Genomic DNA, 21185 nt, shown 5'->3' with positions numbered 1-21185 from the left:
AAAATACAGAGGAGTAAACAGGTATGCTTGACAGTTCGAATGAGCTTGTGTTTGCAGATGATACTTTTATATTTGCGGATGAAGACAGCTACAGTGAAAAAGAAAACGGAAAGTGGAAACTGCTTATAGTAGACGATGAGCATGAGGTTCACAATGTTACTAAGATGGTCCTGAACAAGCTTGAGTTTGAGGGGAGAAAACTTGAGTTTTTAAGTGCTTTTTCCGGAGCTGAGGCAAGGACATTGATGAGGAAGCATCCTGATATAGCAATAATTCTTCTTGATGTGGTAATGGAAGAAGATGATGTGGGTCTAAAAACTGTAAAATATATTCGTGAGGAACTGGGGAATAAACTGGTACGTATTATTCTCAGAACCGGTCAGCCTGGGCAGGCTCCGGAGGAAAAAGTAGTACTTGACTATGATATTAATGACTATAAGGAAAAGACAGAACTTACTTCTCAAAAGCTTTATACTACTATATTATCTTCGCTAAGAGCATACCGTGACCTGAATATTATTGATACGAGCAGGAAAGGTCTTAGAGGAATAGTAGATTCATTTTCGGCGATGTTTTTTGAACAGCCTCTTAAGGATTTTGCCGGAAAAGTTTTGGCACAGCTGGCATCCATAATAGAATTGAATAGTTTTGAGTGCATAAACAGTTCAAGCTTTGCAGCAGTAAAAAAAAATAACGAATTTTTTATTCTGTCAGCAACAGGCATATATCAGAAGGATGAAGGAAGAAAGATCCAGGAGGCTGTACCTGGGGATATACTTTCATTTTTATACAGTGCTTATGCAAAAAAACATATAGTTTACCATGATAAATACCTTGCTATATATCTTAAAGGAATGACAGGCTCGGAAAGCCTTCTTTTCTTTGAAGGGTGCAGCTTCTTGGATGACATGACCATGGACCTGATAGAAGTATTCTGCTCAAACGTTTCCGCTGTCAGTGAAGCTATAATAAGCTCAAATAAATATGAAGCCGAGAGACAGCAGCGCCAGTTGTCGGAAAAGCTCCGTGAATTGAATATGGATCTCACATCTACACTAAACGTGGACGAGATTATGTCGAAACTTTTGGAAAGTATATCACAGGTAATAAAATTTGACAGAGGATTGGCTGTATTAGCCGAAGAAAGCGGATATAAGCTGGTTACTGTGAAGGAAAATGGTAGGTTCAGTATAGTGAACCATTCACTGAAACCTTTTGAGCTAAAAATACTTGCCGGTATGGAAGAACGCAAGCTGTACAGTATCCCGGATATAAATAACAAGCCTGAAGGCACGAATATGTCATTTCAATCCTATCTTGTCGTTCCTATCGTGTATCAGGATGATTTGTTCGGGGCAATATTAATGGAAAGTTTCAAGTCCGATGCATTTACCAGTAAGGATGAGGATGTTGCTTTTACGTTTGCAGGACAGGCAGGACTTGCAATAGAAAATGCATCACTTTTCTGTGAAATCATTAATAGAAACGCAGATATAAGAAATCTTCTTGATAATGCAGGGCAAGGTTTTCTCACTTTTGGCGAGAGCCTGAGTATTGATGGGGAATATAGTGCTGAATGCGTAAACATTTTCGGGAAGGAGATAAAAGGGGAAAAATTCGCGGAGCTTATTTATTCTGATAAGGAACAACAAAAGTATCTTGAAATTATGATACGGAAGGTATTAAGCATAAACAGTGGTGATATAAGAGATATATATCTGCCACTGCTGCCGAATGAAATAAGAGTGAATGAAAGGTACATTGATGTGAAATATAAGATTTTGGAGGGAAATGCTGAAAACTTCAGAACTTTTATGGTCATTCTGACGGATGTTTCGGAAAGGAAATTTCTTGAAAACAAGATTGAAAAAGAACGGAATTTACTGAAAATGGTTGTAAAGGCCGTTACTGATTATGAGGATATGACCAAATGTGTACGGGATTATGAAGAGTTTTGTATGTATGGGATGGGAGAAATTATTCTCGGTAAAGGAACGGCTGAGAGTACGATTTTTGAAGTAATAAGGAAAGTACATACATTTAAAGGCAGTTTCAGCCAGTTGGATATGATTAATATAGTAAGCAAATTACATGAATTCGAGACGCTGCTGTCAGAATGGAAGAAATGCGAAGATGCAGTAATAATAGAAAATCTGAGAAGTAAAATTGACTCTGATGAAATGCTTTCGTGGATAAAATCCGATCTGGATGTTTTAAGAGATATACTGGGTGAAGATTATTTGAATCACCAGAAAGTGATTTTTGTTGATCAGGCGAAGCTGCTGGAGATAGAAAAAAAGGTGGAATCCATACTTCCGGCAGCTGGAAGGGAATTACTTCTCAAAGACCTAAAACATTTGAGGTTCAGGCCTTTTAAAGAACTCTTGAAGCAATACCCAGGATATGTTGGAAAAATTGCGTTACATCTTGATAAACAGTTAAATCCTCTTGTGATTAAAGGCGGGGATTTCCCTGTAAATATGGAAAAGTACGAGAGTTTTACACGTTCTCTTGTTCATGTATTCAGAAATGCAGTTGTTCATGGAATTGAGAGTGCGGATATACGTGCTTCAAAAGGCAAGTCTGAGAGCGCCAATATTACTTGCAGCGTAAATTTGATTGATAATTGCATAGCAATTACCATAACGGATGACGGCTGTGGCATTGATACAGAAAAAATAAGGATTGCAGCAGTTGAACAGGGAGTTCTGGATGAACATGCTGCATGTGCGCTGAGTGAGGAAAAGGCTTTGAATCTTGTATTTGAAGAGTATTTTACAACTAGGACAGAAGCAGATCACTATTCTGGTAGAGGAGTTGGCCTTGCAGCAGTAATGAGTGAGGTGAATAGCATCAGCGGAACAATAGAAGTCGAGTCAAGTAAAGGAAGCGGAACATGCTTCCGGTTCCTTTTACCATATCGTGAATAGCAGTTTTATACTAGAGCTTTATATGCATTTACCAGTCCACCTGAAGTCACTTTGTCCTGTAAGGTACTCAGCGGTTTTACGCTCTGGATTATCCGCTGTTTTATACCCGGAGCATCCAGATCAGGGTATTTTGACAGTATAAGGGCTGCAATTCCTGTAACATGGGGTGCTGCAAGTGAAGTTCCCGTATCGATTCCATAACTGCATTCATCTTCGGATGGGATAGTACTCAGTATGCAAGCTCCGGGAGCAGCTACATGGATTCTATTCCCATAATTGGATCCAGGCCATAGACAGCCCTTATTATTCACTGCAGCTACCGATATTATATTAGGCAGGTCGAAGCAGGCCGGATAAAACGGCGCGACGGATACATCATCTCCGTTATTGCCTGCAGCACATACAAATAAAATATCTGAGTTTTGCATATGGAATCTTAAGGCAGGATTTTGATTAGTATCCCCCCAACTGCAATTAGCCAACCGTATACCTTTAGCTTTGGCATATTCTATAGCTTCTACAGCTGCTGAAGTGCAGCTTTTATCAATATCCATGATTTTTAGAGGAAGAATAATTACTCCGGGTGCAACGCCGACTGTACCGGCATCTACACCCCGCGCGGCAATAACCCCTGCTACCTCCGTACCGTGTTTTGCATCCCGTATCGAATCATATACCGTATTGTCCTTATTTACAAAATCCCATCCGGAAAAATCATCACAATAATTATTCCCATCGTTGTCTTTGCCATCTATGCCTGTTTCGTAGGGATTATGGTAAATACTATTCTTCAATGCTATGTGATTTATATCTATTCCGGTATCCAATACTGCAACCACAACAGACTCCGATCCCTGTGTAATACTCCATGCATCCAGGACATCAATATCAATGCCGCAGCATCCGGCTATGTCGAGCTTATTTGTCTGCCCCGTATTCTCGAGCCCCCACTGGAAGCGGAATGTCTGGTTATCGGTTGATGAACAGGCATGCAGCAAATAATCAGGCTGAGCATAGTAGATTTCCGGGTGATTATGCAGATGGCTGACTACCTCGTCAAAATCATCGTCTTCATGCAATTGAAGCAGCTCAGTTTTTGAATATTTAAGGATTTTTTTAGTGTTTAAGTGTTTCAGTGACAATTTCTCCTTAAAATGCTCTTTGATGCCGGTTGAATTTTTGTAATCCATAAATTTTACAAGTATATTACCCTTGTTGCTCTGACTATGGCTGGAACAGCTATTCATAAAGATACCACCCTTTACTTATATCCCTGATTTATTTCTTTAGTCTTATTTATATTATTAAGAATTCAATTGTTGTTGTGCAGTATTTCTTTATTATATCTTTAGTTGAAAATTATAGCAAATATCGTAAAATATTGTTGAAAACTCAGGCAGGAGTTTTTATGTATGCGAAGAATTAATATAAGCATAAACAAGTGGAGAGTAAAGGGATTATTATGAAAGTAATGCTGGTTTTCCCACCACAATATGATGTGACGATGCCTCCGTTGGGGCTGCCATGCCTTGCAGCTGTATTGCGGAAAGCAGGACATGAGGTGATACAGAAGGATTTGAATATAGAGTCCTTTGATAAGCTGATGAGCAAGGATGAGCTTTCAAAGGCTCATTTTTCCATATGTATGAATCGGAGAAACCTTATCTTTTCCGGAGCTGACCCATTGGAACTGAACCAGCTGATTTCCAGAGGGGAGTATCTTGTCAGTGAAGTTGAGAACGCTAAGGCTTCAATAAAGCAGAAGGAAGATTTTTTCGTATTTGAAAAGTACTTCAGAAACATAAATATTCTTAATGATTGTATGAGACTGTTATCCATGGCCTATTTTCCTTCCCGGTTATCCTTCTACGGTTATAGTACTGCTTGTTCTGCACGCTCTACGGCGGAAATACTGGAAGCTGTGAAAGATAAAGAAAGAAATCTGTATATCGAATATTATGAGAAATATACCATACCGGGTATTATAGCAGAATCTCCGAAGATTATCGGATTGTCCATAGCAGTAGAAAGCCAGGTAATTCCTGCATTGACACTAGCGCATATGATAAAGAAGAGACTGAGCGGTGCACATGTAGTAATCGGGGGTAGCTTTTTTACTCGGATGGAAGATGCGGTAAAGGAAAATACGGAGTTGTTTTCGCTGACTGACAGTATCATAATTCATGAGGGAGAGACACCTCTGTTGAAATTGATAGAGTGCCTGGATAAGGAAATGCCGTTGAATGATATCCCCAACTTAATATATTGTGATGACTCGAAAATAGTTGCAAATGAGGTAAGTAGTATTGAAAATATAGACATGCTTCCAACGCCGGACTTTGAAGGCTTACCGCTGGAATTATATCTGATGCCGGAAAACATATTGCCTGCCTATGCTACCAGAGGATGTTATTGGGGAAGATGCGCCTTTTGCAGCTTTTACCTGAATGCAAGCGGAAAATTCAGATATAGGGGTGCGGAAAAAATAACGGATGATCTTAAAGCATTATCAGAAAAGTATAAGTGCAAAACATTTACTTTCATAGACGAGGCCATACCTCCCAAATACCTGTCACAAATAGCTGATAGTTTGCTGCAGGAAGGCATCGATATAAACTGGTCAACTCACACAAGATTTGAAAATCAGCTTAATGATATTCTTTTCAATAGGCTGAGGAAATCGGGCTGTTTTGCATTGGGATTCGGACTAGAGTCAGCGTGTGACAGGGTACTGAAGGCAATGAACAAGGGTATTGAGGTAGAAACGATCAGAAGGGTGCTGGAAGACAGCAAAAAGGCAGGAATAGGAAACCATGTATCCCTCTTCTTCGGTTTTCCTACTGAAACCAGAGAAGAGGCGGCAATGACTGTCAGATTTATATTAGAAAATCTTGATAACATAGATTCCATCTGCTATGAAGCATTTAACCTGGTGAAAGGGTCACAGGTATACAACGATAGTGATAGCTTTGGAATTTCAAAAGTGAATTCTGACAATAGACAGGATCTGGAAGTGGATTCGGTCTATAAAACTGAAAAGGGCATGAGCAGAGAGGAAGCAGTAGAGATAAAAGAACTGTTTTCCAGTGCAATGCTTGAAGCATATAAAAGTATTCAGATAATCAATTGCCACGAAGCCCTCTATCTAGAAAAATATCACGCTCAGGGGCTGGCCTGGGCAACTGCCTCGGAAGCAGAACGGCTGCTGCGTGAGGAAGAATACCAAAGGAAGAGAAAAGAAGCAGCAGAAGAACGAATGAGGGAAATAATTAATCTTAAACCCTGTTGACTGCATATTTTCTGAAAGGAAGACGGCAGATAGATGTGTAAGGGGTGATTTGTATACATAACAAAGACTTAAGATCGGAAATAAATGCAGCTGTTTCCAAGGGGTTGGATTTTCTACATAAATCCCAGCTTCCATATGGTGAGTTTAAAACCTATGTCTTTCCCGACAAGATGATGACCGGGCAGGGCAGGTATGTAAGCACAACATATATTACTACATTTGTTCTTTATTCTCTAGGTTTTATTGATGAGCCAAGGGTTAGGGAGATGACGCAAAAAGCCATTGCTTTTTTTCTGCAAGAGATGGAAGGGCAAGGTATATGGAGATATTTTGGTGTAAACAGAAGTGTAATAATTTCTGGCGGAACCCTGACAAAGTATACACCTATTAATACGGTTCCTGATTTGGATGTCATCGCTTGTGTCTCCTACTTTCTAAAAATGAATGGTGTAAGCTTTCCTGATAACTTGAAAAGTCTTCTGAGCAATATGAGCAATGATGGTGTTTTCCTTACTTGGCTTCTTGACTATCCTATGCGATCTGAGTTTGATGAAAAAACGGTTTTCCTTCATGTCAGGAAGAATGACAAGTGTTGTGGAGTCCTTTCAAATATACTGCTGTATATGGGTGAAAATAGATATACTAAACTGACGGTAGACTATCTTTCGATTATTGTAGAAGAAGGTAGGGAAGAAGAGAATATTCCTTACTTTCCAAACAAGTATGTTTTATATTACCTGATCTCCAGAGCCTTTTACAATGGAGTGGCCTCGCTTGGCAAAGTGAAGGATATCATCTTGCATCGAATAAGAGAGGATGTTGTACAAAGCGGCTTCCAAACTGCTTTAACAGCCGGATATATGATTTGTACCTTCCTGAATTTTGGTGCATTTGATACTTTGCTGCACGAAGCAGTTGAGTATCTACTTAAGACTCAAGGACAGGAAGGTTCCTGGCAGCGGGAGAGGTTTTGTGACGAACCGGTAAGGTGTTATGGGTCTGAGGAGCTGACAACAGCAATTTGCATAGAAGCATTGGCAAGGTATGAGAGGAGGGATTTAGTTGAAGCTTGAATTGAATTTAAAAAACAGACCCTTTATGTTTACAAGTCTAGTGATATTATTAGTAGCTATACTTTTTTTTACAGCAATAACGGTTTTTCAAATAATTGCTGAAAAAGATAGATCTGAAGATAAATTCATCAGTTTAAAGAACGGATGGGAATACAAGTGGGATGATACGGCTAGCGTTGATACGGGTAAAATTGACTTTAGTCAAATTATTGAAGGTAAATGGTATGACTATACTATAACAGGAAAACCCCTTAACAATGATAATAGGCACAAAGCTGTTTGGTTTAGAATAAATATTCCAAAAAACAAAACTTGGCAGACATCAGCTTTGTTTTTTGAACTCATGCTATCAAAAAAAGTTGAAGCTTATGTAGATAACCAAATGATATTCAAAGATGATATTTATATCATGCCTTATGCAATAAATTATGCTTTATCAAGAGATAGACTGGTTATCCCTCTTCAAATGGAGCATACAGGAAAGCAACTATATATCAAAGTATATTCTGATTTACCAGCCGTTGGACCTTACAGAAATGTTTATATTGGCAAGTATAAAGAAATAACAAGACTCTTCATGAGAAAAGATATAAACAATGTAATTTTAGGATTTTTCTTTATAGTTTTTGGTTTCTTTATCCTACCCAATGTAATATTTGTTAACAGAAAAGATAGAAAAAGTCTAATTTATCTCAGTTGTTTCATCCTATCTATGGGGTGTGTTTTTATTTCTATATCTGTTAACATGAATACTTTGTTCTTTGAAAATAATATAATATATTTCATACTGAATAGTATTGCGTTTCCATGTGCAGTTATGTCTTTTATGGCTTTTTTTAGACAAGTTTTCTTTACTTTCAAAGAAAACACCTTAATTAATAAACTATGGAACTTTAACATTTTTTTATATTTTATTATTATGGCAGCTTCTATACTTTCCTATTCTGGTGCACACCTCTCATCTGATTTAGTAAGTACTATTTTTCTATTGCTTGGTGTCTTTGATGCTTTAATTCAGATCATTATAGTGTTACGCTATGCTATAAGCGGGAATATTGATGCAAAGATTTTCACAGTAGGGTTTTCTGTATACTCATTTATTTCATTAGTTGAGATACCTTTATTTTCTGTATACGGAAGAGTTCCGAGCATGTATAAATGGGGTATTTTGATATTTATAGCTGCCCTAATGCTTATACTGGGAAGACGATTTTCTGATGCACATGAAAAGTTATTGGTTTATTCGAATGAATTAGTTTTAAATAATGAAAAACTAAATGAAGCATTGACTGAACTAAAAAGATCTAAACAAGAAGTTGACGAACTAAACAGTTCACTCGAAAGGCGTGTTGATGAGAGGACCAAGCAGTTAAAGGAAGCTATGGATAAGTTAGTGAATACCCAGAATCAGTTGATCCAATCAGAGAAAATGGCTGCACTTGGAGGTCTTGTAGTAGGTGTTGCCCATGAAATAAACACCCCAATTGGAGTAGGCATAACAGCGGCATCTCACTTGGTGGATGAAACAAAAGAATTGTCTGACTTGTATCAGAATAATAAAATGAAGCGTTCGGATCTGGATAACTATATAGACACAAGCGTACAATCGGCAGGTATGATTTTATCAAATCTCAAGCGTGCTGCAGATCTTATCAGGAGCTTTAAAAAGGTTGCTGCCGACCAATCAAGTGAAGAAAAACGCAAATTTAAAGTAGGAGAATATATTAATGAGGTTCTTATTAGCCTTAGTCCTGAGATTAGAAAGTATGGACACCGTATAGAAGTGAATTGTCAAGAGAGCTTGGAAATTGATAGCTATCCGGGAGCTTTTTCACAAGTTATTACTAATTTAGTTATGAATTCAATAATACATGCTTATGATGATGGCAAAACAGGAGTTTTACGGTTTAGTATAGAGAAACAGAGTCAATATGTAATACTAAGATATTCTGATGATGGGAAAGGTATAAAAAAAGAATTTTTACAAAAAATATTCGATCCATTTTTTACTACAAGGCGTAATAAAGGTGGTACTGGTCTGGGACTTAATATAGTGTATAATATTATTACACAAAAGTTCAATGGAGAGATTCTATGTGAGAGCGAAGTTGGTAATGGAATATTATTCATAATAAAGATACCAACCATAAATTAAACTATAAACAATATAAACCGGGAAGAATTCCTTTCCGGTTTATATTGTTTGACATTCTTATGTTAATAAATAGCGGTTTGTGGTTTCAATCCTGCCTTTTCACCTACATCCTTTATCTCTCCCGGATTAACCGGTAGTACCAAATAAACTGTGTTAGTTGTTTCCTCTACTACTTTAACTTCCACATTGTCGGGAATAGCAATTTCCAGCTCCTTCTGAATAGCAGCTTTCGGATTGCTGAGCAGTTCTTTTTTGAATTCCGCATCTTCCCAAGCTTTTCTGATGATCTTTTCCTGCAGATTTTGTTTACTTGAATTTGACATATTAGCGCCTCCTATTTAGAATATTATGTTCTTATATCAAACATTAGCTTAAAAAAGTAGTCCCTTGAAGAAAGTCTACATAATTTATATTGCTGTACATTTCTACTTGATGAATGTAAGATATCTGCGTATAGAATAAATATGTACTGGAAATGTAACTGAGAATAGGATGTGATAAAAATATATATTTACATTATATTGCAAAAAACACTATATTTCAACATTTTTTTACAAAAAATATCAAAAAATAAACGAAGCGTTTCATAAACTAACGGAAGGCTGACTTTATATAGTTGGTCTGTGCCTTAGTGTTAGCTATATTAAGTAAATGCAATTGGATTTCGGGATAACTTGTATTTTTTGCCGCACAAAAATCTTTTACTAGGATATCCGAATCATGCTTCATTAATGAGTTATTTTCTATATAGAAGTAAGGTATATCTGTAACTTCCAGACACTGGATCTCAGCTTTGCATAAGGACCATTCATATGATGGATACGAAGAAATGTTTGTTATACCGGCATATAAAGAACTAAACAGAATATCTCTTTCTATAGAGTTTCTCATATATTCGGGTTTGAGTGATTTTTTGATTAATGTATCATAATACAGGGTAGATCTATGAATATATCTGCAAATTCTGCCACTAAAGAACTTTTGAAAATATTGTGATAGCTTCTTTTTGTTTTTCTGTATTAATGCCAAAAGTGCTTCAAATCCATTTATAACCTCACCAGTAAAAATGTCTGCGGGATAAACGGTTTTACACATGTAAGGGAGATTTGCCGGAAACAACACTTCATGTTTTATATATTCCAGCCTCATGTTATCGGTATTTACATCCACCCACTTCATACGCCTGGGGTATGCATCCCCGCCTGTACCTCCGCCAAACCCGCTTAGATCATATTTTTTTTCATCCTGGGCATATCTGTATTCAGGCAACAGACCTGTTCGCATTACGGAATTATTCCGTTCCATGTCTTCGGTGGATTCAAATACATCCTTATGCGAAAATTCATTTGTTGAAGGGGAGAAAAGGGTTTCCATATCTATAAGTACCGGGTAGGAACCACATGCAATCAGATTTTCATGGTGGCAGTCAGTTCCTCCGAGCAGGTATACCATACATAGTAATGCGCCTGCTCTCTTGTAATAAAGCTTTACATCAAGCTCATCCATACAGGGGATATGTTCGACATATTCCATCCATCCATAGCTTTGTTTGTTTAGTATTTTGACACATTTAAACAGCTCATCGGACATTTCCCCATTTAGATATGAAAGAAGTCTAAACCAGATATCTTCCATATCCAGGCTTCTGGGCTTATATACCAGCCTAAAACCGCTATCAAAGCTTATAATAGTAACAGTTTTTCCTCCATTATGCCGGTCAGAAAGGTCGCACTGGATTTCTGAAATCTTTCCCGCCTCTTTGCTGTAATTAAATATATTACTGATTTCAAAATAGTCTTTTTCAAGCCGTGCAATCAATTCCCCGGTTGATGCCAACCACTGCATAAGTACTGTGGCAAGCAGTCTCGCCAATACTGGATACTGCATAAACAGATCTAGTAGCCCCTCCTTAAGCATTGATTCAATAAAAGAGTCATATAGTGTAGTAGAAGTATTACCCAGTATCAGCCTTTCCAATGAAGTCCGAAACCTTGACCTGTAGAGCAGGAATTCTGTTTCCAAAACCCTGGTGGACGTATCGGAAATCCGCTTAATCAGACTATAAAGCAAATCAAATTGAGCATTTTCACTTAATAAAACTGTTGAGGTGTTCAGTTTTTCAGTGAGATGGTTGGAGGCAAGGCAGGCGATAGGAAGGAAAAGCTCGGTAAAAGCTATTGAATCTCTGGATTCTAAATATGCGGTCAGCTTCTTAAACTGATTTCCGGATAACGATACATTATCATAGCATAGCAATATCTCTGTCAGCATATCTGCCCATGGCGGGAGAATAAAATTACCCGGAAGCTCGGTCTCCCCTAAAAGAAGGCAGTATTTTTCATATTCCATACCTTCCTGCTGTAAATAAAATTCGAAAATTTCTGGAGTATTGCCGCAAACAGATTTCTTCCAGGTATCTGCAAGAGATTTGATATGTTTGTAATTCTTTTCTGAATTTACTGGTATAAAACCTTGGAAATATCGTTCTTTAGTTGTACTGGCATTAATAACAATATGGTTCAGGATCTCTTTATACTCCATAGCAGGCTATCCAAGCCCCCCTTCATCATAATGCCCTTTTCTTCCCTTATGTTTGTCAGGATTTTATCACATATGATTTCTTCTAATGAAATATAGTCTCTGAGGTAGGGAGAATCAATGTTTGAAATACATTCCAGTGACAGCTTGTTATACTTTTTTGCCAGTTCGAAAATTTCTTCTGCTATCCCTCCTATGTATACAGCTTTCCTCACAAGACTCTCATTAAGCTGGGAAGCTTCTTTAAGATTGTTGTATTTTACAGCCTGTACCAGAAGATAGGTATAATTGCCTATTTCCATATCTTCCTTCCAGTCTCTCCAGTCATCTATCATCTGATATACTATCTGATCATAGTCGACCATATCTGAAAAGGCTTTAACTGCCAACTCATTACCAGAAAGTATGCTCATGGCAGCAAAGGGTATTTTCATAGGGGCAGCCTTCCTTGAGAGCAATATAAGATCTTCTTCAGTATATTCATTTGCCTGTCCCCAGTGGTTTGACCGTTCCCATACTACACTTCCGGCCCATTCCTTCATGTATTTGTCAAAATACTGCCAGAAGCTGGATTCTCCCGGGAATGTAGACTGGTATGAAGAGATGAATTCTGTAAAAAACAAGCTGCTTACAGGTAACAGTTCGACCTTTGACTTTTGTGTACAATCATCCATTACCTCGTCCTGTGACATGAAGTAGAGGAGGGCGAAACTATTACCTATAGCTATATTTCTGCATATCCTTCTCTCAATTCCAAATGTATCCATCAGCCAGAAAGGCATAAGGTAGCAAAAACCCCCGCTTTGGTTCTTATCTTTTAACAGGTGGAGTTTATCCAGATATTTATATGCAAATTGTTTTATGCCTGAAGGATATTCAAGAATCCTCTTTTCACACTCTTCCAGCACATAAGCAATGTCAGAATCAAAATCATGAATGTAATCCATAAGTAAACTCCTAGAAATTCATACTAAAAATATTTTATCATAATCTACAGGTCAATATCTAATATAAATAAAATTTTTAAAAAGCGGATTTGATGAAACTTTTCCCGGGATTTCAAGTCTAAGTATTAAGATTGCATCAGTGTGCGAAATAATTAAAGGGCTTTTGGGACAGATGGATTGTTAAAGGGTAAAAGCCGGAATTTTATGGCGTTTATCAGGCGCACATGTATGTTGTGCATAAAGGGGCGACTTGTAATATGAAAAACTATACATATACAGAATTGGGCATGCTGCTTGGGGCAGGGATAGGAGGTGCAGCTGGAATATTATGTTTTTACTTGTGGAATAATGTTTTGTTTTTTGCTGCAGCAGCTGTAGGTATAGCTCTAGGGGTATCAATTGGCAATACTGTTGAGAAGAAAAGTGCAAGGAAAAAAGTAAGAAATGAAGTAAATAACACCTGATAGCAGCTCATTCCATATCAGATCAAAAACTTTAAATATAGTCTTCGCATTTAATTTTGACTTTCAGGAAATAATTTAGTTATGAGTATTTCATTTGCTTCCTGAAAGGAGTGATTGATATCAGAAAAGATGATAACAGTAGCGCTTTGGAATTGATTTCCGAGCTTGAAAGTATGGAAAATGATGTGTGCAATATTTCTATTATTTTTGCTGAAATGTTAAAAGATGAAATAAATGCTAACGATGAGGAACAGCTCTTTAGCGATATCAAAAAAATAATTAATAAGTATTCAGATGATATGAATGCACTATCCCTTCTAAATGAGTTTACAGAAGCTGTCACCGGAGGTGCTACGATGCTGGAAATACTGCAGATTACAAGGGATGAAGCAAAGAGCCCTTCGGCAGCGACAGATATAACAGTAAGTAAGGATTGCAATATACACTAACAGCAAGTACTATTTCAGGGTACTTGCATGTAAGGATGAGTACCCTGAAATAAGCCTGTTGTGGCAGCCTTTTTTCTGATAGATTCTGTCTTTTCAGCTGATTTCTATTGATTCATTATGTAATATGTATTCAAGGTAAGCACGGGATGAGAGGGCTTTTTGGCTAGGATCACTATTAATAACGTGTATATCTATAAAATAACTCCACTCTTCGGGAGCTTTCCCGATCAGTATGAAGTATTTCTCAGAAAGTTCCAGGTTGAGGGTTTTTATAGTATCATGCATTTCATTGCTGAAATGATTGACATGGATCACGATATCTATATCGGAAAAGACGCCTGCAGTGTATTCCATAGTGCTGCCATAAAGCTTTACGGCTTTTACATGATCAGGGTATATGGAAAAAAGAAGCTTTGCTATATCCCGGGCTATGGAATATCTGAATCTGCTGTGGAGCAAACTATTGTGAGTAGTAAGGCAATTTACTATTTCATTTGTATCAGAGTAACCTTTTAAAGATTTCAGACAGAATTCAATAGCATTATTTATAAAAGCCTCACAATTGATCATATACACCCACCTCTTCATTTTGACAATGTTTTAGAAATAAAAAATATAAATAAAAGGCGTATTTTACCTTATCACAAGGTAAAATACGCCTTTGCAGTTTGTGACTGATTGGATACGAAGCTCATAATAAGAGCCTGTATCAATTGTTACATGCCGTTATGTAACGAAACGCCATTGTTAGTATTAAGTTATATGTCTATTGTATTGAAGAAAGTACATTGATGTCAACTGGCTATATATGGAGCAAATAAATCATGCAGCTCATCCAGGAGATTTTGGGCCAAAAAACTGGTAATAATCAACCTTAATATTTCCATTATAAAATTTGCGTTTTTTATCTGCTTTTTTGCCAAAGAGCTTTTCAAACTCCTCCATGGGGCTTAAAACATATTTCGACCAGGTATCGTATTTTGAAAAAGCCCTTCCCATATCCTTGTAAAGATTCTCTACTGCTCCTCTTTCACCCAGTCTTTCACCGTATGGGGGATTGGAAATAATAACTCCATAATTGTCGCTAATGCTTACATCCTTAAAATCTTTAGCAAAAAACTTTATACAATCATCCACGCCTGCTTCCGCAGAGTTTTCTTTTGCAAGCTTAATAGCATTAGCATCTATATCGGATGCAAATATATTAAGTTTTATATCCTGATTTATGGCTTTCAGGGCATTGACTTTTTCCTGTTTCCATAATTGTTTGTCTATAACCGGCCAAGCCTCTGATGCAAAACTTCTGTTAAGACCGGGTGCAATATTTTTTCCTATAAGAGCAGCTTCTATAGGAATAGTACCTGAGCCGCAGAAACAATCAAGAAGTGTTCTGTCTTTGTTCCAATAACTTATCAGTATCATTGCTGCAGCCAAAGTCTCTTTGATTGGGGCTTCTACGTTTTTAGCCCTATATCCTCTCTTGTGTAGTGCTGTGCCGCTTGTATCTATTGTTAAAGTTGCGATATCCTTAAGTAAGGATACTTGTATGGTATATTCCGGGCCTGTTTCCTTAAACCATTCAACTTCGTACTTTGATTTTAACTTTTCTACTACAGCTTTTTTTACTATAGCCTGGCAATCGGATATGCTAAATAGTTTTGATTTTACTGATTTGCCCAGTACAGTGAATTTTCCGTCCTTTGTTATCCACTCATCCCATGGGAGAGCTTTTGTTTTCTCAAACAATTCTTCAAAGGACAATGCTTCAAACTCTCCTATTTTCAAAAGTACTCTGTCGGCAGTTCTAAGCCAAAGATTGGCTTTTGGGATACTTGATATGTCTCCTTTAAACATAATTTTTCCATTTTCAACTGTTACGCCCTTAAATCCTAGCTTTATTACTTCTGATTTAGCTACGGCTTCAACGCCGGCGGCGGATGTTGCAATAAGTTCTATCTCTTTCATCATAAATCTCCATGTTCATGTTATTATTTATTCTGACAAAACAAAACCGGATGCTTCTATTTCAGACGGTATACATATTTTAGCCTGAAGTAGTTAGAAAAAATCCGTTCAGCAGTATACAAAAAAGGTATATTTATACTTCTATTTTATCATTATAGAAACTTATAATACAAAAATCCAGAAAAATTTGATAGTATCTTGCTTACAGGCTAATAAACCTAAGGCACCGGTTTGATTGATACTTGATTGGTTGTAAAGTTATACAGAAACTTGCAGTATATGGTTAAAGAATGGGATTTAAACTGGTTTATCGTGCTAAATCAATTGACTTGGTTTTTAGAGTATATTAATATAAAAACAAGGAACCCGGATAGGTATTGATCTGAAAACTTGCATAATAAATGAATTTCTCAGACTGCTTGGGTTTGAATCCCGGTTTCTTCAGTAAGAAATAGCGTTGTGGATCGGATAAATAAATCATTGTTCTATCCATTATGTTTAGTCTAAATATGTAGCATGGTAGAGGGGTTTTGATATGTTATTGAGAGTGAATAAATCCAAGACTAGTGGAGAAGTAGTAATACCCGGTTCGAAATCACATACTATAAGGGCTTTGTTTATTGCAAGTCTTGCAGAGGGTATATCTGAAATATCAAATCCACTAATTTCTAATGATGCATTATCGGCAGTAAATGTGTGCAGAGCGTTAGGTGCAAAGATCGATATCAACGGCAGCAGCTTTCGTATTGAAGGCTTTAATGGCAGGCCTGGGATTCCGGCAGATGTGATAAATGTAGGAAATTCCGGTACATCAATTAATTTTGCTTTAACAGCTGCAGCTCTTGGTGAGGGATGTTCTGTTTTTACAGGAGATCATCAGATACTGAAAAGACCGGTTGGCCCTCTGGTACAGGCATTGAACAATCTTGGTGCAGATGTGTTTACGACAAGAAATAACGGAATGCCACCGGTTGTTGTAAAAGGGAGATTGCAAGGAGGAAAGACCGAACTTGACGGGATTACATCACAATACCTTTCATCTTTGCTTATCGGGCTGCCCTTATGTCAGTCCGACAGCCGGATTGAATTAACCAGGCTGTATGAGGTTCCATATGCGGAAATAACAATGTGGTGGCTGGATAAACAGAATATACAATACGAAAATGATAATTTCAAATCAATAAGCATAATGGGAAATCAAAAATATAAGCCTTTTAATATGGCTATACCCGGTGACTTTTCATCAGCTACTTTCTTCATGGTGCTTGCTGCCATATCGGGTTCGGAGTTTAAGCTCGGAAACCTTGACATGACTGATCCGCAAGGGGATAAGTCTGTTTTGTCAATACTTGAAAGCATGGGCACAAAAGTCCGGTATGAAAACGGTGAGGTTATTATTAAAGGTGGGGAGCTAAAGGGTAGGGAAATTGATATGAATTCAATTCCTGATGCACTCCCGGCAATGGCTGTTGCAGGTTGTTTTGCTGATGGTGAAACAAGGCTTGTTAATGTTCCTCAGGCAAGAATGAAAGAAACGGACAGAATACATGTGATGTGTGAAGAACTTAAGAGAATGGGGGCGGATATCATGGAGCTGCCTGATGGACTGGTGATAAGAAGTAGTAAGCTAAGAGGGTGCCGTGTAGGAGGACATGATGATCACCGCATAGTAATGGCTCTTGCGATAGCAGGACTAAACATTGAGGATGAAACAGTTATAGATACAGCAGAGGCGATGAGTGTTACATTTCCGGAGTTTGTCGAATATATCAGAGCCTGTGGTGGAAACATTAAACTTATTGAGGAGGGTATCCATGGGAAATAAGAATATAATCCTTATAGGTATGCCCAGTTCAGGTAAAAGTACTATAGGCAAGCACCTTTCCAAAGTCCTGGCCCGGGATTTTGTTGATACCGACTTCTTAATCAAGTCAAGGGAGAATAGAGAACTAAGAGATATAGTAAATACCGAGGGTCTTCAGAGATTTCTCGATATCCAGGAGGAAGTTGTTACTACGATTGACTTAAGCAACTGCATTATAGCTACCGGGGGTAGTGTAGTTTATGGCAAAGGGTCCATGGAACACCTAAAAAACAGTGGAATTGTGATTTATTTAAAACTAGAGTACATTGAAATCGAAAGCAGGATTACTGCAGGAAGAAGATTTGCAAGGACAAACGGTCAGAGTTTTTTTGATCTTTATACTGAGAGGACCCCCTTGTACGAGAGGTATGCAGATATTGTTTTAGACTGTTCCGGAAAAAGTGTGGAAAAAATAGCAGAGGAAATAATGGAAATAACAAGTGAAGTTAATAAAACTATGTAGTTAGAGTATTTCAGTGAGGTCTGTCTGGATGAACTTGGCTAATTTGGTTATCAGGCTATAAATGTTTACGATAAAGTAGATGTGTTGTTTACACTATACGACATTTTTAGAGGAAAATAAGTTTTTTTATCGAATATATCTAGTGTGGTTTTAGAAATACTGTAAACTATAAAGCAAGCGTGTTTTAAGTTAAAGAATGAGCTTCTTGCTTGCCACATTGACTATTATTGCTGTTACGGGGGATGAGGTTTTAGATGAAAGATGAAATTTCAGTATTGATTGCAGATGACAATATTGACTTTGGAAACCTGCTAAATGAATATATGCAAAGGGAAGAGGATATACGTGTAGTGGGAGTTGCCAGAGACGGACTTCAAGCTTATGATATGATAACAACTCTAAAACCTGATGTAGTGGTATTAGATATTATTATGCCTAATCTGGACGGTATAGGAGTATTGGAGAAGATTTCGCTGCCGCAGTCCAAATCCTATAAACCGGTAATTATTATGTTGTCGGCAATAGGGCAGGATATGTTTATTCAAAAGGCTATAGCTTTAGGAGCTGAGTATTATGTTGTAAAACCTTTTGATGTAGACATATTGGTTTCAAGAATTCGTCAGGTATATAAAGAAAAGCATACAGTGTATTTTACTCAAAACACACTGCTGAAGAATCCTGCTCTTAAGGGTGCAGGCGGAGAACCTGGTAATAATCTCGAAGCTGAGGTTACAAACCTTATGAGGGACGTAGGAATATCGCCCCACATGACAGGTTATCAGTATATAAGGGAAGCAATAATTCAGTCTGTTAACAACTCAAAAGCTTTTACCTCGGTAACAAAAGTTTTGTATCCTTCAGTAGCAATGAAATTCAGTTCCACACCTCAAAAAGTAGAACGTGCTATCAGAAATGCTATAGAAACGGCCTGGTCGAAAGGTAATAATGATTCTATGGATTCTTTGTTTGGCTATACGGTTAATTATGATAGAGGCAAGCCTACTAATTCAGAATTTATAGCGATGATGGCTGATAAGGTAAGAATAAGCATCGGGTTAAAGTAAGAAATCTTTGGTTTGTTTGTCAGAACACCGTATATTGTTCTGACGTAATCATAACAAAAAAACCATCCCAGTCTGTGAGATGGTTTTTTCTATGTAATATTATTTGTTAACTTTATCTTTTAAGCCTTTGCCTGCTTTAAATACTGGAGCATTTGATGCTGGGATAGTGATTTCTTTCTTAGTCTGTGGATTTCTTCCTTTTCTAGCAGCTCTTTTTCTAACTTCAAAAGTACCGAAACCAACGAGTACAACCTTGTCACCTTTCTTAAGGGCACCCTCTACAGATGCTATAAAAGCGTTAAGAGCAGCTTCGCTGTTTTTCTTGTTTAATCCGGAAATAGAAGCAATTGAGTTTACTAAATCTGTCTTGTTCATTTAAATAACCTCCTATATTTGGAATTCGACATTATTTTATAATGAAAGTGGCGCTAAGTCAAGCCTTTCACGATAAATTAGTATTCAAGAACTATTTTTTTTTAGGTTTTTTATGGTTTTACATCCTAAATAATGAAAATTATGTAATAATTTAACTACAACATGTATTTCCATAAACCTGCCTTTGATTTTTTATAGCCTATAATAGAGATGTTTGATCGTATTATGGAATAATCAAAATTTCTATATCGCTTAGAGCCCTTTTTAATTGACGGGAGAAATTATTTTCCTTATGATCACCTGGAGATTGTCCCATAACTACATGCCCGATATTATTTTCATTAATAAAACCTATTATAGTATTTATTATTTCATCAGATTTTAAAACTGTAAGGTTTGCCCCAACCGATTTTGAAATAGCAAAAAGATATTCTAGTGCTTCACCTTCCTTTATGTTGTCGAGGAAATTCCATCCGTTTTTCGCAACATGAATAATAAACAATTCACTATTATGATCATCCCTTAATTTGGCGGCCTCCCTTATAAGCCTCTCACATGTCTTTTGCTGAGTAACACACACTAAGATATTTCGGGGAGTACTCAATACTAAAACTCCTTCCTGAATTAAGTATTTATTATCAATGGAAGCATCTATATAAATAAATAACAATTACCGTCTTCCATAAGATATTATACTCAAAATTCCTTTTAAAGTCTTATTTGCTAAAGCCTAATTGGAATAATGGGAATATTTTAGCCTGCTATTTCTATTCATTGCTTGATATTTGTTTATTAATCAACTGATAGGCAGTTATTATCAAGATTAATGCATCATGCCATTAAGCTCTGATCTTGAAGTTAAAGGCTTTCAGGCCCTATACTCTCTTCTGTTATGTCCTTATGGCAGAATACAACTTATCTGCACATTAATCATATTATTTCCTTAAACACACAAAAAACTGCCTATATTTGGTGAGGATGTCTAGGAAATATGTTGTACCTATATGTGTAAATATGATATAAAAATGGTAAAATATACCGCAAGGTTATATTGGAAATTAATTTAGAAAATAGTGGGTGTGGACATGGATAATAATTTGTTTCAATCATTTATGGAGAGATATAACAAAGATAAGGAAGAATTCAATAAAAAGTTTGAAAGTCTTAATAATAAGTTGCAAAACATAGATAAAAAGTTTGAAGACTTTGACGAGGGACTCCAGAAGGTTAACAAACAGCTAGAAGACATACAAACCACCCAAAATATGTTTTTTAGCCGTATAGGAGGCTTTAAAGACAAGTTGGATAACGTTAAAATATTCTTGTCTTCCATAGAAACAGAGCTGAACGAGTATAAAACACTGGACATGCAAGGGCAGAAACAAATAAATGGAGAGCTATACATAATAAAAGTGAAATTGCAGAAAGTAAAACCTATTGTTAATTGGGAGAACGATAAACTACTGATGAGCAAGTATAGAGAGATAGAGCAAAAAGTACTTGAGCTTGAAGGAAATTATGATAAGACAGCTGTATGATTGAAGCTTTTGAATAAAGGCAGGGAAAAGAATGGCAGCCTTTTCCTTGCTTTTTATTTTTGTCTATAATA

Annotated in this window: 18 protein-coding genes; 10 read left to right on the top strand and 8 right to left on the bottom strand. The window is 37.0% G+C overall.

Annotated elements, in window-relative coordinates:
• Nucleotides 1–23: 23 nt before the first annotated feature.
• A complete protein-coding gene (locus tag N3I35_01255; protein ID MCX8128708.1) occupies nucleotides 24–2930 on the top strand; it encodes a DUF3369 domain-containing protein in 2907 nt (968 codons plus the stop codon).
• Between the two features lie 5 nt (nucleotides 2931–2935).
• Here N3I35_01255 and N3I35_01250 read toward each other — a convergent pair whose 3' ends face one another.
• Nucleotides 2936–4177, bottom strand: a complete 1242-nt coding sequence (locus tag N3I35_01250) for a S8 family serine peptidase (GenBank protein MCX8128707.1) — start codon at nucleotides 4175–4177, stop codon at nucleotides 2936–2938.
• A gap of 215 nt (nucleotides 4178–4392) precedes the next feature.
• Here N3I35_01250 and N3I35_01245 point away from each other — a divergent pair, with 215 nt between their 5' ends.
• The 3 genes from N3I35_01245 to N3I35_01235 are packed head-to-tail and all read left to right on the top strand — an operon-like array spanning nucleotide 4393 to nucleotide 9447.
• The gene (locus tag N3I35_01245; protein ID MCX8128706.1) at nucleotides 4393–6219 is read left to right on the top strand and encodes a B12-binding domain-containing radical SAM protein; all 1827 of its coding nucleotides are present in this window, start codon (nucleotides 4393–4395) and stop codon (nucleotides 6217–6219) included.
• Between the two features lie 44 nt (nucleotides 6220–6263).
• Nucleotides 6264–7292 (top strand): hypothetical protein, encoded by a 1029-nt coding sequence (locus tag N3I35_01240; protein MCX8128705.1) that lies wholly within the window; start codon nucleotides 6264–6266, stop codon nucleotides 7290–7292.
• Nucleotides 7282–9447 (top strand): HAMP domain-containing histidine kinase, encoded by a 2166-nt coding sequence (locus tag N3I35_01235; GenBank protein ID MCX8128704.1) that lies wholly within the window; start codon nucleotides 7282–7284, stop codon nucleotides 9445–9447. The genes N3I35_01240 and N3I35_01235 overlap by 11 nt, the downstream gene beginning before the upstream one ends.
• 62 nt (nucleotides 9448–9509) lie before the next feature.
• On the opposite strand, the gene N3I35_01230 is transcribed toward N3I35_01235, so the two are convergent.
• The 3 genes from N3I35_01230 to N3I35_01220 all read right to left on the bottom strand — a co-directional run bounded on the left by N3I35_01230 (nucleotide 9510) and on the right by N3I35_01220 (nucleotide 12932).
• A complete protein-coding gene (locus N3I35_01230) occupies nucleotides 9510–9770 on the bottom strand; it encodes an NHLP leader peptide family RiPP precursor (GenBank protein MCX8128703.1) in 261 nt (86 codons plus the stop codon).
• 268 nt (nucleotides 9771–10038) lie between these two features.
• Nucleotides 10039–11988, bottom strand: coding sequence for a type 2 lanthipeptide synthetase LanM family protein (locus tag N3I35_01225; GenBank protein ID MCX8128702.1), 1950 nt, complete (start codon nucleotides 11986–11988; stop codon nucleotides 10039–10041).
• Nucleotides 11967–12932, bottom strand: coding sequence for a hypothetical protein (locus N3I35_01220; GenBank protein ID MCX8128701.1), 966 nt, complete (start codon nucleotides 12930–12932; stop codon nucleotides 11967–11969). Before N3I35_01220 ends, N3I35_01225 begins: the two co-directional genes overlap by 22 nt.
• A 257-nt stretch (nucleotides 12933–13189) precedes the next feature.
• Here N3I35_01220 and N3I35_01215 point away from each other — a divergent pair, with 257 nt between their 5' ends.
• Together N3I35_01215 and N3I35_01210 are read left to right on the top strand one after the other, a co-directional pair.
• On the top strand, nucleotides 13190–13396 hold the full coding sequence (locus tag N3I35_01215; protein ID MCX8128700.1) for a hypothetical protein: 207 nt from the start codon (nucleotides 13190–13192) through the stop codon (nucleotides 13394–13396).
• A 110-nt stretch (nucleotides 13397–13506) separates the two neighbouring features.
• Nucleotides 13507–13845 carry a hypothetical protein gene (locus N3I35_01210; protein MCX8128699.1) on the top strand — a complete coding sequence of 113 codons (339 nt, stop codon included), beginning with the start codon at nucleotides 13507–13509 and terminating at the stop codon, nucleotides 13843–13845.
• Nucleotides 13846–13938: 93 nt separating this feature from the next.
• Here N3I35_01210 and N3I35_01205 read toward each other — a convergent pair whose 3' ends face one another.
• Together N3I35_01205 and N3I35_01200 are read right to left on the bottom strand one after the other, a co-directional pair.
• Nucleotides 13939–14415, bottom strand: coding sequence for a nucleotidyltransferase domain-containing protein (locus N3I35_01205; protein MCX8128698.1), 477 nt, complete (start codon nucleotides 14413–14415; stop codon nucleotides 13939–13941).
• A 261-nt stretch (nucleotides 14416–14676) separates the two neighbouring features.
• Nucleotides 14677–15810, bottom strand: a complete 1134-nt coding sequence (locus tag N3I35_01200) for a class I SAM-dependent RNA methyltransferase (protein ID MCX8128697.1) — start codon at nucleotides 15808–15810, stop codon at nucleotides 14677–14679.
• Nucleotides 15811–16345: 535 nt separating this feature from the next.
• Here N3I35_01200 and aroA point away from each other — a divergent pair.
• The 3 genes from aroA (at nucleotide 16346) to spo0A (ending at nucleotide 19201) form a co-directional block, all read left to right on the top strand.
• Complete coding sequence (gene aroA / locus N3I35_01195; GenBank protein MCX8128696.1) at nucleotides 16346–17635, top strand: 3-phosphoshikimate 1-carboxyvinyltransferase; 1290 nt, start codon at nucleotides 16346–16348, stop codon at nucleotides 17633–17635.
• Nucleotides 17625–18137 carry a shikimate kinase gene (locus N3I35_01190; protein ID MCX8128695.1) on the top strand — a complete coding sequence of 171 codons (513 nt, stop codon included), beginning with the start codon at nucleotides 17625–17627 and terminating at the stop codon, nucleotides 18135–18137. The genes aroA and N3I35_01190 overlap by 11 nt, the downstream gene beginning before the upstream one ends.
• A 254-nt stretch (nucleotides 18138–18391) precedes the next feature.
• Nucleotides 18392–19201, top strand: a complete 810-nt coding sequence (gene spo0A / locus N3I35_01185) for a sporulation transcription factor Spo0A (GenBank protein ID MCX8128694.1) — start codon at nucleotides 18392–18394, stop codon at nucleotides 19199–19201.
• Nucleotides 19202–19300: 99 nt separating this feature from the next.
• Here spo0A and N3I35_01180 read toward each other — a convergent pair whose 3' ends face one another.
• Both N3I35_01180 and N3I35_01175 read right to left on the bottom strand, forming a co-directional pair.
• The gene (locus N3I35_01180) at nucleotides 19301–19576 is read right to left on the bottom strand and encodes an HU family DNA-binding protein (protein ID MCX8128693.1); all 276 of its coding nucleotides are present in this window, start codon (nucleotides 19574–19576) and stop codon (nucleotides 19301–19303) included.
• Between the two features lie 223 nt (nucleotides 19577–19799).
• A complete protein-coding gene (locus tag N3I35_01175) occupies nucleotides 19800–20180 on the bottom strand; it encodes a universal stress protein UspA (GenBank protein MCX8128692.1) in 381 nt (126 codons plus the stop codon).
• 481 nt (nucleotides 20181–20661) lie between these two features.
• On the opposite strand from N3I35_01175, the gene N3I35_01170 reads away from it, so the two are divergent.
• Entirely contained in the window at nucleotides 20662–21114 is a 453-nt protein-coding gene (locus N3I35_01170; GenBank protein MCX8128691.1) for a hypothetical protein, read from the top strand.
• Nucleotides 21115–21185 lie beyond the last annotated feature (71 nt).

Source organism: Clostridia bacterium (assembly GCA_026414765.1).
In the GTDB taxonomy this organism is placed as follows: Bacteria; Bacillota; Clostridia; order Acetivibrionales; family DSM-27016; genus SKW86.
The sequence above is the reverse complement of the archived record's forward strand: the minus strand, read 5'-3'. Positions and strand labels throughout refer to the sequence as shown.

Excerpts from the sequence above, each read along its gene's own strand:
- N3I35_01255 (MCX8128708.1), top strand. The coding sequence starts at position 24 with ATGCTTGACAGTTCGAATGAGCTTGTGTTTGCAGATGATACTTTTATA.
- N3I35_01250 (MCX8128707.1), bottom strand. The coding sequence starts at position 4,177 with ATGAATAGCTGTTCCAGCCATAGTCAGAGCAACAAGGGTAATATACTT.
- N3I35_01245 (MCX8128706.1), top strand. The coding sequence starts at position 4,393 with ATGAAAGTAATGCTGGTTTTCCCACCACAATATGATGTGACGATGCCT.
- N3I35_01230 (MCX8128703.1), bottom strand. The coding sequence starts at position 9,770 with ATGTCAAATTCAAGTAAACAAAATCTGCAGGAAAAGATCATCAGAAAA.
- N3I35_01225 (MCX8128702.1), bottom strand. The coding sequence starts at position 11,988 with ATGGAGTATAAAGAGATCCTGAACCATATTGTTATTAATGCCAGTACA.
- N3I35_01220 (MCX8128701.1), bottom strand. The coding sequence starts at position 12,932 with ATGGATTACATTCATGATTTTGATTCTGACATTGCTTATGTGCTGGAA.
- N3I35_01215 (MCX8128700.1), top strand. The coding sequence starts at position 13,190 with ATGAAAAACTATACATATACAGAATTGGGCATGCTGCTTGGGGCAGGG.
- N3I35_01205 (MCX8128698.1), bottom strand. The coding sequence starts at position 14,415 with ATGATCAATTGTGAGGCTTTTATAAATAATGCTATTGAATTCTGTCTG.
- N3I35_01200 (MCX8128697.1), bottom strand. The coding sequence starts at position 15,810 with ATGAAAGAGATAGAACTTATTGCAACATCCGCCGCCGGCGTTGAAGCC.
- aroA (MCX8128696.1), top strand. The coding sequence starts at position 16,346 with ATGTTATTGAGAGTGAATAAATCCAAGACTAGTGGAGAAGTAGTAATA.
- N3I35_01190 (MCX8128695.1), top strand. The coding sequence starts at position 17,625 with ATGGGAAATAAGAATATAATCCTTATAGGTATGCCCAGTTCAGGTAAA.
- spo0A (MCX8128694.1), top strand. The coding sequence starts at position 18,392 with ATGAAAGATGAAATTTCAGTATTGATTGCAGATGACAATATTGACTTT.
- N3I35_01180 (MCX8128693.1), bottom strand. The coding sequence starts at position 19,576 with ATGAACAAGACAGATTTAGTAAACTCAATTGCTTCTATTTCCGGATTA.
- N3I35_01170 (MCX8128691.1), top strand. The coding sequence starts at position 20,662 with ATGGATAATAATTTGTTTCAATCATTTATGGAGAGATATAACAAAGAT.